The organism is Mycobacterium sp. 236(2023) (genome assembly GCF_029623955.1).
Lineage (GTDB): Bacteria > Actinomycetota > Actinomycetes > Mycobacteriales > Mycobacteriaceae > Mycobacterium.
The window spans coordinates 47507-59995 of the sequence record NZ_JARSBP010000013.1 but is presented as its reverse complement, the minus strand read 5'-3'; the positions used below and the strand labels follow the sequence as shown (position 1 = coordinate 59995).

The following is a 12489-nucleotide window of genomic DNA, read 5'->3' as shown; positions in this document are numbered from 1 at the left end:
CGTTCTATTGTAGACTGATGCGCCTGACCGTCGAGGAGTGTTGATGTCAACCCAGTTGGACACCGAACCGTCATCGCCGACGGCGGAACGCGCACTGGCGCTGTACCGATTGATGAGCAAGGTCCACCACGGCGATAAACGCGTCCGCAAGGCGCTGTCCTCGGGCGAGGCGGCCATGAGTTACTGGCCGGTCGACGGTCAGGAGGCGATGTCGGCGGGCGCCATGCTCGCGCTGGCGGACGGCGATCAACTCGTCACGACCTACCGCGGACTGGGCGATGTCATCGCCAAGGGCATCGACCTGCGCGGGTACTTCGCCGAGATCCTCGGCCGCGAGGCCGGATTGTCGCGAGGCAAGGCCGGCGCGATGGGAATCTACGATCCCGGACACGGGGTCTCGTGGACAACCGGCATCGTGGGTGCGGGCCCCTTGATCGCCAACGGCATCGCTTTGGCTGCAACGCGGCGACACACCGGTCAGGTGGTCCTGGTGAGCTTTGGTGACGGTGCCACCAGCATCGGGTACGTCCACGAGGCCATGAACATGGCAGCGGTCTGGGGGCTCCCCGTAATCTTTCTCTGTCAGAACAACTCCTGGGCCGAGGGAACGGCCTATGGCCGCTACACCCGCTCCGAACGGCTATCGGATCGTGCCGCCGGTTATGGCATGCCGGGTGTCACGGTCGACGGCACCGACCCGCACGCGGTGTACGAGGCTGTGACGGTGGCCGCCGAGCGTGCCAGGGCCGGCGACGGACCGACGTTCGTCGAGGCTGTCGCGTACCGGCTGCAGGGTCACTACTTCGGTGACGCGATGGGTTACGCAGATCAGGACGAACTGGCGGCCAAGCGGGCGGACCCGCCGTTCGACCGCTACCGGCGTCGGCTGATCGACCAGGGTGTGGTCAGCGCTGCCGATCTTGATGCCGTCGACGCAGAGGTGTCCGCTGAATTGGATGAGGCGTTCACCGCCGCGGTGGCGTCGGCGCCACCGGGTGTCGATGAACTCATGCGGGACGTGTTCTCCGACAACGGGTCCGAGGTCTCGTCAGGCGGTGATTCGCGGGCCGAGATGCCCGGCGGCGAGACGGAGGAACTCGGTCTGGTGCAGGCGGTGAACCGCACGCTGGACCGGGCGATGGCGGCGGACGACACGATCGTGCTGCTGGGCGAGGATATCGGCGACCCCTCCGGTGGCGGCATGTTCAAGGTCACCGCCGGGCTGTCCGCGAAGTACGGGGAGGATCGTGTTCTCGATACGCCTATCGCGGAGTCTTCGATCATCGGCGCTGCGATCGGCGCGTCGCTCGGCGGATTGCGGCCGGTGGCCGAACTGATGTTCATGGACTTCCTTGGGGTGGCGATGGATCAGATCGCCAACCACGCCGCGAAGGTGCGGTACATGTCCGGTGGGCGCACGAGTGCGCCGTTGGTGATCCGCACGATGGTGGGAATGGCTGCGGGAGCTCAACACTCGCAGGCGTTCGAGGCGTGGGCCATGCACACTCCGGGATTGAAGGTGGTGTGGCCCAGTACTGCCGCTGATGCCGTGGGGCTGCTCAACACGTGCCTAGCCGACGACGACCCGTGTCTGTTCATCGAGTCCATGAAGCTGTACTACGGCGGCGGCAAGGGCCCTGTTCCCGTGGTGGACTACGCGATTCCGCTTGGACAGGCAGATGTCAAGCGAGAGGGATCCGACGTTTCGGTGGTCACCTACGGCGTGATGGTCCACGCCGCGCTGGAGGCAGCCGAAGAGCTGGCGGCCGAAGGGATCTCGGTCGAAGTCGTGGATCTCCGAACGCTGGTGCCACTGGATCTGGCGACGGTGTTCGCCTCGGTGCGCAAGACCACGCGTTTGGTCGTCGCGCATGAGTCGGTCGGCTTCTGTGGGCCGGGTGCCGAGATCGCGGCGGCGGTCGGGACCGAACTGTTCGGTGCGCTCAGCGCGCCGATCCAGCGCGTAGCCGGGACCTACACCCCGGTTCCCAGGGCGGCCACCCTGGAGGCTGCGTGCCGGCCAGGGGCCGCCGCGCTCGTCGAAGCGATCAGGAGGTTCAAGTGACAGAGGTCCGGATTCCCAAACCCGGCGACGCGATCACCGAAGCTGAGATCACCGAGTTCTTTGTCGAGGACGGTGCAACGGTCAACGAGGGTGATCCGCTCTACTCGATCGCCACCGACAAGGTCGAGATGGACATCGAGGCGCCCGCATCGGGCACGGTGTCCTGGAAGGTCTCGGAGGGCGAGACCTATGACATCGGCGCCCTCGTCGCCGTGATTTCGTGACGGGTCTACCCGCGCACGTCGATCTGGCGGCCGAGGAACTGACCGCCGCCATCGACGGTGACACGCTCACGGTGACCATCGACAGACCCGAGAAGCGAAACGCGTTGACCGCGGACGGTTATCACGGGATCAAACGCGCGGCGATGATCGTGGCCGACGAACCCGCACTGAACTTCCTGGTGATCACCGGCGCGGGTGACGTGTTCTGCGCGGGCGGTGACATGAATGCCATCGGTAACCCCGATCGACGCTGGGATTCGTTCACCGAGGCCTACGACGCGACACCGTTCGAGACGCTCGGCAAGATCCCTAAGATCGTCGTGTGCGCCGTGAACGGCCTGGCACTCGGCGGCGGTCTGGTCATGACGCTCTACGCCGACCTGGTCATCGCGTCGGACCGGTCTCGGCTGCGCGTGCCGGACCTCACCCGAGGGGTGTACGAGGCGTTCATCGCTGCGCGCATCCCACAGCGCATCGGCACACTGCGGGCGAATCACATGATCTACGGCAATGATTGGATCGACGCAGTCGAGGCCGAACGCCTCGGACTCGTGGGCAAGGTGGTTCCGCACGACGACCTCCGGGCAGAGACGGCCGCACTGCTGGACCGGGTGCGCAACACCGGGCCCGCTGCACGCGCTGCGATGAAACGCGAGATGGCCCGTGCCCTGCCACCCGTCGATGTTTCGGGGTACTGGGCCTCCATGGGGACCGCCGAGCAGATCGAGGCGTTCACGGCCTTCCTGCAGAAGCGCTCGCCCGACTGGCCCACCGCGTCCGATCGCGATGCGTTCGTTTCCACCCGCCGGCCCGCCTGGGCACCGCAGGACTCCTGAAAGGACCGAATCTTCTTGATTACCACCAAATTCACCGAATCCTTCGGCATCGAGGCGCCCATCGTCCAGGGTGGCATGCAGTGGGTGGGTCGGGCCGAGTTGGCCGCAGCGGTGTCGGATGCGGGCGGTCTCGGGTTGATCACAGCGCTGACGCAGCCGACCCCCGCGGATCTCGCCAACGAGATAGCCAGGGCGAGGGACCTCACCGACAAGCCGTTCGGCGTGAACCTCACCATCCTGCCGACGATCAACCCGCCGCCGTACGAGGAGTACCGCCAGGTGATCGTCGACGCGGGTATCAAGATCGTCGAGACGGCGGGCTCCAACCCCGCACCCCACCTGCCGATCTTTCACGACAACGGGATCAAGGTGCTGCACAAGTGCACGTCGGTGCGGCACGCGGTGAAGGCGCAGAGCCTCGGCGTCGACGGCATCAGCATCGACGGCTTCGAGTGCGCAGGCCATCCCGGCGAGGACGACATCCCCGGACTCGTGCTGATCCCCGCCGCTGCCAAGGAGATCGAGATCCCGATGATCGCCTCCGGCGGATTCGCCGACGGGCGCGGTCTGGTCGCCGCACTGGCGCTCGGTGCGGACGGCATCAACATGGGGTCGCGGTTCATGTGCACCGTCGAGTCGCCGATCCACCAAAAGGTCAAGGAGGCGATCGTCGCCGGCAACGAACTGGGCACCGAATTGATCTTCCGGACGCTGCGTAATACGGGCCGGGTGGCGAGCAACACGATCTCGCGCGAAGTCGTCGAGATTCTTAACAAGGGCGGGCAATTCGCGGACATCGCGCATCTGGTCGCGGGCAAGCGCGGCGTGAAGGTGTACGAGACGGGCGACCTGGAGGCCGGCGTCTGGTGGATCGGTACCGCGATGGGCCTGATCGACGACATCCCCTCTGCGGGTGAGGTCGTATCGCGGATCGTCGCGGAGGCCGAGGAGATCATCCGGGCCAGCCTCGGTGGCATGGTTACCGCCGCCGAATCCAGCGCCACCCGAGAGCTCGCCCGCTGAAACATGGCGAGCGTACGGGGCGGTGGAGAGCTCCACTACAACCCTTACGACGGTGAATTGAACGCCGATCCTTATCCGCTGTTTCGGCTGCTGCGGGACGAGGCCCCGCTCTCGTACAACGCGGAGCACGACTTCTTCGCGCTGAGTCGATACGCGGATTGTCATGCCGCCCTTCATGATCACCACACGTTCAGCTCTTCTCGGGGTAACATCCTCGAACTGATCAAGGCCGACATGCCCGTGCCACCGGGTATGTTCCTGATGCAGGATCCGCCGACGCACGACACGTACCGCAGGGCGTTGGGGCGGATGTTCACTCCGCGGAAGATGCGTGAACTCGAGTCCACGACGCGAGAGTTCTGCGCGCGGAGCCTCGATCCCCTCGTTGGAACCGGAGGATTCGACTTCATCGCGCATCTCGGTGCCGATATGCCGATGCGCGTGATCTGCTCGCTGCTGGGCATTCCCGACGAGATGCAGGAGGCTGTCCGCGACCACGCCGACGGTCATGTCCGCACCGAGGAGGGTGGCACCATGCAATCGGCCTCGTCGGGCTACGACACGGGTGAACTCTTCACCGAGTACGTCGACTGGCGGGAGCGGAACCCATCCGATGACGTCGTGACGGAAATGTTGAACGCCGAGTTCGTGGACGTGGAGGGGCATGTTCGACGGCTGACGAGGGACGAGTTACTCGTCTGCATCCTGCAGGTGGCCGCGGCGGGAAGTGAGACGACGACCAGGCTTATTGGTTGGGCTGGCAAGGTTCTCGCCGAACACCCAGAGCAACGGCGACAACTCGTCGCTGATCGGAGTCTGCTGGGCAACGCGGTCGAGGAGTTGATGCGCTTCGAGCCTCCGGCACCGCACATCGGGCGCTTCGTGCAGCGCGACGTCGAATACTACGGGCGCACCGTGCCCGCAGGCAGTGTGATGATGCTGATCGTTGGCGCAGCCAACCGCGATGATCGTCAATTCCCGCCCGACGGCGATGTCTTCAACATCAACCGTAAAGCAGCTTCCCACTTGGGTTTCGGTATCGGGGTGCACTACTGCCTCGGTGCTTCGTTGGCGCGCATGGAGGGCAGAATCGCCATCGACGAGGTGTTGAACCGATTCCCCGAGTGGGAGATAGACGCGCCTCGAGCACGGATGGTGACGACCTCGACGGTTCGTGGCTGGGACGCCATGCCGGCGCTGGTGCGGTAGCTATACAAATAAACAGCATCTGTTCTATCATCCGATGCGATGACCGAACTTCCGCAGGGCACCTCCGGCGTCACGGGGTGCGACGAGATTCTGGTGGCCGAGGACGGTCCGGTCAGGATCGTCACGCTGAACAACCCCGGCAACGCCAACGCGGTCAACAACCGCATGCACGGCGCCTTCGCCCGGCTCTGGACGACGCTGGGGGAGGACGCCAACGCCCGCGCGGTGCTGTTGACGGGGACCGGTGACTTCTTCTCCGCCGGTGGGGATCTCGTCGAGTGGCTGCACACTCACGTCGAGAATCCGGTGACCCGCCGCGAGGGGATGCGCGACGCACGCCGCATCGTGCGCGACATGATCGACTTCCCGCTGCCGATCGTGGCGGCGGTGAACGGCCCCGCCGTGGGATTCGGCTGCAGCATCGCGGTGCTCTGCGACATTGTGTTGATGTCCGACCGGTCGTTCTTCGCCGACACCCACGTCGCCAGCGGTTTGGTCGCCGGCGACGGGGGATCGGTGCTGTGGCCGCTTCTCATGAGCCTGCTCAAGGCCAAGGAGTACCTGCTGCTGGGGGAGAGGATCAAGGCGGACAAGGCCGTCGAACTCGGGCTGGCCAACCGTGTGGTGCCACACGCCGACATCAAGGCCGAGGGTCTCGCGCTCGCGCATCGGCTCGCGGCGCTGCCGGCCCGTGCGGTGCAGGACACCAAGCGCACACTCAACCTCCACGCGGAGCGGGCGGTGACCGCCATTCTGGAGTTCGGCATCTCGGCGGAGACCGAGTGCTTCACCACGCCCGAACACCGCGCCGCGATCGACCGGTTCCTCAACCGCTAGTGGCCACCGAGTCCGACGACCCGCTGGTCCTGATCGAGGATCGGGACGGCATCGCGCTGGTCCTGTTGAACCGTCCCGCGCAACGGAACTCGCTGCGGTACGAGTCGTGGACGGAGTTGTCCGCCGCACTGGCGGGGGTCGGCGGCGCACGCGGTGTCGTCATCGCGGGAAACGGCGGATTCTTCAGCGCCGGAGGCGACCTGAAGACCGGCCCCGCGCACGGTGACGGACCGATGGGGCCGGCCGGACGCGTCGAGCACGCCCAACGCGTCATGGCTCAGCTGCGCGAACTCCCGATGCCCACCATCGCCGCCGTGGAGGGAGCGGCGGTCGGTCTAGGGTGGAGTCTCGCGCTGTCGTGCGACCTGGTCGTCGCGGCTCGCGCGTCGTTCTTCTCAGCGCCCTTCGTGGCCCGCGCGGTCGTGCCGGACGGCGGCCTCGCCTGGCGTTTGACGCAGCAATTGGGCAGGCACAGAGCGTCATCGCTGCTGTTACGCGGCACGAGACTGCCGGCTGAGGACGCCCATCGACTCGGCTTGGTCACCGACCTCGCGGAATCAGGAGAGTCGATCGAGGACGCCGTCGCCATCGCGCGCGAACTCGCCGACGCGGACCCCGGAGCCTGCGAGCTGACCAAGCGGCTCATCGCGTCCGCGGAAGCGGTCCAGCTGGCGGCCTTCCACCCGCTGGAGCTGGCAGTCGCGACGGTCGCGCAGCAGCGCTCGGGCGCGGCGGCGGGCCGAGCGCAGTTCGGCTAACGCGGAAGTCCCAGGCCCGCAGTCGATATCAGGTCGCGTTGGATCTCGCTGGTTCCGCCACCGATCGTGTGCAGCAGCGACAGCAGGAGGCCCTCGGAGAAGTGGCCGTGGAGTAGCGCGTCGGGGTCCTCGGGGAGCAGAGCGCCCGCCGGGCCGAGAATCGCCGCGCCGAGCTGACGCAGTTCGGCGGTGAGCTCGGAGTGGTACAGCTTCGACAGCGACGGCAACGCGGGGTCCAGCTGATCTGCGGCCTGCTGATGGGCCACACGGTACGACAGCGCCCGGCCGACCTCGACGCGCTCAACGGCACGCGCCAACGCGAGCCGGGTGACGGGGTCGGCGAGTGGATCGTGTGAGGTTCCGCGCTGATCTCGGCACCAGTCGACCAGTTCGTCGAGGTAGCGCTGTGCCTGCGCGGCCCTGGTGACGTTGGACCGCTCCGCGACGAGCAGGGCCTTGGCGACCTTCCAGCCTTCGCCCTCGGCGCCCACCAGGTTCGCCGCGGGAACCCGGACGCCGTCGAAGAACTCCTCGGCGAACGTCGGGTAGCCAGTCATGGAGCGGATCGGCCGGCGGGTGATTCCGGGTGTGTCGAGATCGACGAGGAAGAACGAGATCCCGCTCTGGCGTTTCTCTCCGAGCGGTGACGTGCGCGCCAGCACGAAGATCCAGTCGGCGAGAACACCGTTGCTGGTCCACGTCTTCTGCCCGTCGAGGATGTAGTCCGCACCGTCCCTGCGCGCCGTCATTCGCAGGGCGGCGAGATCGGAACCCGCTTCCGGCTCCGAGTACCCCTGCGCCCACATGCGTTCGGAACGCGCGATTTTCGGGAGGTGCTCGTCTTGTTGCTCGCGGGTGCCGAACCGGAACAGGACGGGGGCAAGCATGTTGACGCCGTTGGTGTTCACCATCGGAGCGCCGGCGTAGGCGAGCTCCTCGCGGATGACCACCTGCTCGACCACACCGAGTCCACCCCCGCCGAACTCCACCGGCCACTGGGGCACGAACCACCCCCGCTCGTGTAGGGCGCGGCAGAACTCGACCGCGCGGTCGTGGCTCTCGCGCGGCAGGTAGTCGGGATTGGCTGCGGTGCGCCGGAACTCGTCGGGCAGATGCTCGTCGAGCCATGAGCGCAGTTCGGTCCGCAGGCTCTCGACCTCGGGTCCGCCGCCGAACCGCACGATGGGACGGAGCGGCACGGTCAGACTCGGTCCGACGGCTTGGCCGCCTTCTTCATCAACTCGACCATGTAGTCCTGAAACTCCTTGGAACCCGTGACGACTGCCTGCAGGTCGTTGCTGGCCTGCTGGTGGGTGCGGAAACCCATGTTCTCCCACGCGCGCAGGATGCCCGCCTTGGTCGCCTGCAGCGTGATCAGCGGGGCCTTCGCGATCTTCGCGGCGAGTTCCTCGACCTCGGCCTCGAGATGATCACGCGGAACGACTCTGTTCACCAGACCGAACTCGAGCGCCTGTTCGGCGGTGATCTTCTGTGCGGTGTAGAGGTACTCGGCGGCGCGCTTGTAGTTCATGAACACCCACGGCTCGAACATCGTCTCCGAACCCGGCAACCCGAAGCCGGGGACGAGCGGCATCTGGAACCACGTGTCGTCACTGCATACCGTGATCTCGGGGATCAGCGCCCAAGTGGTGCCGCCGCCGATCGCGTATCCATGCACCTGAGCGATGACCGGCTTGGGGAACTCCCACAGTTTGAGCACCGGCCACAGGAACAGCTGGGCCGCCGACCGCCACACCTTGCCCGACGCGTCGAGCTCGGCTTTGAATTCGGGGTAGCTGCCGTCGGGGACGTGACCCGAGCAGAAGCCCTTCCCGTTGGCCTTGATGATGACGACCTTGATGTCGTAGTCGTACTGCGCGTCGTCGAGCGCGGTGTTCACGCTGTGCACCATCTCCGAGGTCTGGGCGTTGGCGCGCTCCGGATTGTTCAGGATGATGCGTGCGATCGCCCCGTCTTTCTCGTATACGACGTGGTCCAATTCGCGTGTCTCCACCTGAACGTCCTCCTCGAATTCGCCTGCCCCGCGATGGGAATGGTAGTGCAATTAAACAGATACTGTAATAGTGTTCCACATGGAAGGACGGTGCCGATGACGACCACGGATCTTCGCTGGGATCCCTTCGACCGCTCCCTGCACGCCGAACCGTACTCGGTGTGGAAGCGGATGCGGGACGAAGCGCCGGTGTACTACAACCCGGAGTACGACTTCTACGCGTTGAGCCGGTTCGACGACGTCATGGCGGCCTCGCTGGACACAGAATCGTTGTCGTCGGAGCACGGCATCACGCTCGACATGATCACCGATGATCCCTGGGGGGCGCCGAAGGCGATGATCATGATGGACCCCCCCGATCACACGTACCTGCGGAAGATGGTCAACCGCACGTTCTTCCGCAGCCGGATCGCCAAGCTCGAAGACCACGTCCGTGAGCTGTGCCGGGGCTACCTCGACCGGTACGTGGGTGGCGACGGATTCGACTACGTCCGCGACTTCTCGGCCAAGCTGCCGGTGATGGTCATCAGCTCGCTGCTGGGCTTCCCGGAGGAGGACCACGACAACCTGCGGGAGTGGTCGGACGCGCAGGTGCACCGCGACGAGGGCAATCCCGAGCGCGGCGCCGCGGGCGACGAGGCCTCGGCGAACCTCTTCGACTACTACCGGCGGCAGATCGAATTGCGCCGACAGCACCGCACAGCAGACATCGTCAGCGATCTCATGGACTCCGATCTGGTCATGCCCGACGTCGATCCGCGCCGACTGGACGACGGCGAGTTGCTGGTCTTCATCGCGATGGTCAACGTCGCGGGTAACGAGACCGTCGCGCGACTGCTGGGCTGGGCCGCACTGACGCTGGCCCGAAACCCGGACCAGCGGGAGAAGCTGCTCGCGGATCCGGACCTCATCGGCGGCGCGGTCGAGGAACTGCTCCGCTACGACGCGCCGTCTCCCATCCAGGGGCGGTTCGCGCTGCGGGACACCACCTACCACGACACCGTGATCCCGGCGGGGTCGAAGGTGGCGCTTCTCACCGGCTCCGCGGGCCGGGATGAACGTCAGTACGAGCGCGCCGACGCCTTCGACGTGACGCGAACGGGCATCCGGCACATCAGCTTCGGACACGGATCGCACTTCTGTCTCGGCGCGGCACTGGCCCGGCTGGAGGCCAGGGTGGCGCTGGAGGAGACCCTCAAGCGGTTCCCCGACTGGACGGTCGACGAGGCAAGCGTGACGTACGTCCACACCAACTCCGTCCGCGGACCGGCCAGCGTGCCCATCGCGCTGTGAGCACCGGACTGGCGGCGCGCACCGAGGGCGGCGTGCGGTGGCTCGTGCTCGACCGACCCGAGGTCGGGAACTCGGTCACGCGCGCGATGCAGCGCGACCTCATCGACAACCTCGCCGTCGCCTCGAGCGATCCTGAGATCCGCGCCGTGGTGTTCACGGCCAGCGGTGATCGGCACTTCTGCACCGGGCCCAACCTGCGCGACCCGAACATGCGTCCGAGCCAGGACCGCATTGCGGGTGATGCGGCTCGGATCCTGCGCACGGGGTCCCAGGCCGTGGTGTCGGCTCTGCTCGACTGCGACAAACCGGTGATCTGCGCGCTCAACGGAGTCGCCGCGGGTGTGGGGGCGAGCATGGTGCTGGCGTGCGACCTCGTCATCGCGGTCGAGAGCGCTCGTCTGATCGAACTCTTCGTGCGACGCGGCCTCGCTCCCGACGGCGGCGCGGCCTACTTGCTCACGCGAAAGGTCCCTTTCAACGTCGCCAAGCGACTCGTCCTGTTCGGTGAGGAACTGTCCGCCACCGAGGCGCATCGCATCGGCCTGGTGAACGAGCTCGTCGCCGACCGCGGGGAACTGGAGGCACTGGCCTCCGAGTGGGCGCAGCGCTTGGCGACCGGGCCCACGCGGGCGATCGCCGCGGCGAAGGCCATGCTCAACCAAGCCCTCGACGTCGACCGCGCGGCCGCTTTTCACACCGAGGCGCTGCTCGTCGAGCAGGTCGCGGGTACCGATGACGTCGCCGAGGGCGTCGCGGCATTCGCCGAGAAGCGCGAGCCGCGGTTCTCGGGCCGCTGACGACACTGACGGGGAGTCCGGGGCATGAGCGTCGTAGGCAAGGTGAGAGAGCGCAGTGCGATCGTCACCCCCTTCGCATCCGCTGTTCGACTGAATGCCGCCGCCGCGCTGCGTACTTGGCGGCGCGGCCACCGAGCGTGGGCCGGCGCGGTCAATACCGATTACGACCCGCTCGACCGCGCCACGGCGGCTGAGCCGTTCGACGCTTTCCGGCTGCTCCATCAACGGGGGCGGGTGCACTACAACCCGAAGCGCGCCACGTGGATCCTCTGCAGGCACGAGGACGTGCGCGCCGCGCTCCGTGACACCGACGCGGTCACCAGCACCGAGGGCGTCACCCGGATGCGCATTGCGGCACCGGTACTGGTGCTGTCGGACGGCGCGGAACACTCGCGCCTGCGGAAGCAGGTGCAACCGGGTTTCAGTAGGGGTGCGATGGCCAGCTGGCAGGAGATGACCGACGAACTCGCGTCGACACTGGTGTCCAGAGTGCTGAACGAACCGGGTTGCGACGTCGTGCAACATCTCACGATCCCCATGCCGATACGGATGATCGCCTACATTCTGGGTGTTCCTGACGGAGACCTGGACAAGTTCCGTGCGTGGTCCGAGGCCGGTATGCACATCGTGGACTTCGAGGCCAGCCGTCGCGGGATCATCCGCTTCGGGAAGGCCGTGGTCTCCATGGCCGCCCTACAGCGTTACTTCACGCGACAGTTCGCGGCGGGCGGTTTGAAGGACTCGAACACGGTTCTCGGTCGGTTGCTGACCCACACCGACGACGGATCGCTCACCGACGATCAGCTCTTCCTCATCGCGATGCTGTTGCTGATCGCGGGTAACGAGACCACGACCAATCTGCTCGGCGGCATGTTCGATACGTTGGCGCACAACCCCGAGCAGTTCGAGATGATCAGAGCCAAACCGGATTTGATACCGATGGCCGTTGAAGAACAGCTGCGCATATCAAGTCCCATTCAGAACCTCTACAGGTACACGCGGGCGGACTTCCCGGTCGGTGAGGTGACCATCCCCTCCGGGTCGCGGGTGATGCTCAACTTCGCGGCCGCGAATCGCGACCCGCTGGTGTTCGAGGATCCCGATCAGTACCGCGCGGATCGAAATCCGCGCAACCACATCGCCTTCGGTTATGGCGCACACATGTGCGTTGGGGCGCCGTTGGCCCGTATGGAAGCACAGGCGGTACTTCGCGAGCTGGTGAAGCAGACCTCGGCTATCACGCCTGCCGGGCCGGCGACGTGGTCGACCAACACCTCACTGCGGGGGCCGACCCGTCTGCCGATTACGTTGACACGCGCTTAGGGCATTCGCGGCGAGGTACAGCGCGTACGCGGCGCCCAGCGAGATGGAAAACGGACGGGCCCTCCGACTGCCGGACAACAGTCCGATCGACGTCTCGATCGCGCCGTTCA

12 protein-coding genes are annotated in these 12489 nt (G+C 66.2%); 10 read left to right on the top strand and 2 right to left on the bottom strand.

All coding sequences use genetic code 11. The annotated features are described in order from the left end of the window. Positions 1 to 43 precede the first annotated feature (43 nt). The 7 genes from P9A17_RS31565 to P9A17_RS31535 are packed head-to-tail and all read left to right on the top strand — an operon-like array spanning position 44 to position 6952. Positions 44 to 2065 carry a dehydrogenase E1 component subunit alpha/beta gene (locus tag P9A17_RS31565; protein WP_278042749.1) on the top strand — a complete coding sequence of 674 codons (2022 nt, stop codon included), beginning with the start codon at positions 44 to 46 and terminating at the stop codon, positions 2063 to 2065. Beyond that, the gene (locus P9A17_RS31560; RefSeq protein WP_278042748.1) at positions 2062 to 2289 is read left to right on the top strand and encodes a lipoyl domain-containing protein; all 228 of its coding nucleotides are present in this window, start codon (positions 2062 to 2064) and stop codon (positions 2287 to 2289) included. Before P9A17_RS31565 ends, P9A17_RS31560 begins: the two co-directional genes overlap by 4 nt. After that, a complete protein-coding gene (locus P9A17_RS31555; protein WP_278042747.1) occupies positions 2286 to 3125 on the top strand; it encodes an enoyl-CoA hydratase/isomerase family protein in 840 nt (279 codons plus the stop codon). Before P9A17_RS31560 ends, P9A17_RS31555 begins: the two co-directional genes overlap by 4 nt. A gap of 15 nt (positions 3126 to 3140) precedes the next feature. Next, positions 3141 to 4148 (top strand): nitronate monooxygenase family protein, encoded by a 1008-nt coding sequence (locus tag P9A17_RS31550; protein ID WP_278042746.1) that lies wholly within the window; start codon positions 3141 to 3143, stop codon positions 4146 to 4148. A 3-nt stretch (positions 4149 to 4151) separates the two neighbouring features. Beyond that, positions 4152 to 5357 (top strand): cytochrome P450, encoded by a 1206-nt coding sequence (locus tag P9A17_RS31545; protein WP_278042745.1) that lies wholly within the window; start codon positions 4152 to 4154, stop codon positions 5355 to 5357. A gap of 39 nt (positions 5358 to 5396) precedes the next feature. Continuing rightward, positions 5397 to 6194, top strand: coding sequence for an enoyl-CoA hydratase/isomerase family protein (locus P9A17_RS31540; protein ID WP_278042744.1), 798 nt, complete (start codon positions 5397 to 5399; stop codon positions 6192 to 6194). Then, on the top strand, positions 6194 to 6952 hold the full coding sequence (locus P9A17_RS31535; protein WP_278042743.1) for an enoyl-CoA hydratase/isomerase family protein: 759 nt from the start codon (positions 6194 to 6196) through the stop codon (positions 6950 to 6952). The genes P9A17_RS31540 and P9A17_RS31535 overlap by 1 nt, the downstream gene beginning before the upstream one ends. On the opposite strand, the gene P9A17_RS31530 is transcribed toward P9A17_RS31535, so the two are convergent. Both P9A17_RS31530 and P9A17_RS31525 read right to left on the bottom strand, forming a co-directional pair. Further along, positions 6949 to 8151, bottom strand: coding sequence for an acyl-CoA dehydrogenase family protein (locus P9A17_RS31530; RefSeq protein ID WP_278042742.1), 1203 nt, complete (start codon positions 8149 to 8151; stop codon positions 6949 to 6951). The two genes, P9A17_RS31535 and P9A17_RS31530, sit on opposite strands and share 4 nt — an antisense overlap. A gap of 2 nt (positions 8152 to 8153) precedes the next feature. Beyond that, a complete protein-coding gene (locus tag P9A17_RS31525) occupies positions 8154 to 8966 on the bottom strand; it encodes an enoyl-CoA hydratase-related protein (RefSeq protein ID WP_278042741.1) in 813 nt (270 codons plus the stop codon). A 96-nt stretch (positions 8967 to 9062) separates the two neighbouring features. Here P9A17_RS31525 and P9A17_RS31520 point away from each other — a divergent pair, with 96 nt between their 5' ends. From P9A17_RS31520 to P9A17_RS31510, 3 genes are read left to right on the top strand one after another with little or no spacing between them, the layout of a single operon-like run. Further along, positions 9063 to 10259 (top strand): cytochrome P450, encoded by a 1197-nt coding sequence (locus P9A17_RS31520; RefSeq protein ID WP_278042740.1) that lies wholly within the window; start codon positions 9063 to 9065, stop codon positions 10257 to 10259. Next, positions 10256 to 11056: an enoyl-CoA hydratase-related protein gene (locus P9A17_RS31515; protein ID WP_278042739.1), complete on the top strand. Its 801-nt coding sequence runs from the start codon at positions 10256 to 10258 to the stop codon at positions 11054 to 11056. Before P9A17_RS31520 ends, P9A17_RS31515 begins: the two co-directional genes overlap by 4 nt. Positions 11057 to 11080: 24 nt before the next feature. Continuing rightward, positions 11081 to 12379, top strand: coding sequence for a cytochrome P450 (locus tag P9A17_RS31510; protein WP_278042738.1), 1299 nt, complete (start codon positions 11081 to 11083; stop codon positions 12377 to 12379). Positions 12380 to 12489: the final 110 nt, after the last annotated feature.

Coding starts and splice junctions, on each gene's coding strand:
- P9A17_RS31565 (WP_278042749.1), top strand. CDS start 44: ATGTCAACCCAGTTGGACACCGAACCGTCATCGCCGACGGCGGAACGC.
- P9A17_RS31545 (WP_278042745.1), top strand. CDS start 4,152: ATGGCGAGCGTACGGGGCGGTGGAGAGCTCCACTACAACCCTTACGAC.
- P9A17_RS31540 (WP_278042744.1), top strand. CDS start 5,397: ATGACCGAACTTCCGCAGGGCACCTCCGGCGTCACGGGGTGCGACGAG.
- P9A17_RS31520 (WP_278042740.1), top strand. CDS start 9,063: ATGACGACCACGGATCTTCGCTGGGATCCCTTCGACCGCTCCCTGCAC.
- P9A17_RS31510 (WP_278042738.1), top strand. CDS start 11,081: ATGAGCGTCGTAGGCAAGGTGAGAGAGCGCAGTGCGATCGTCACCCCC.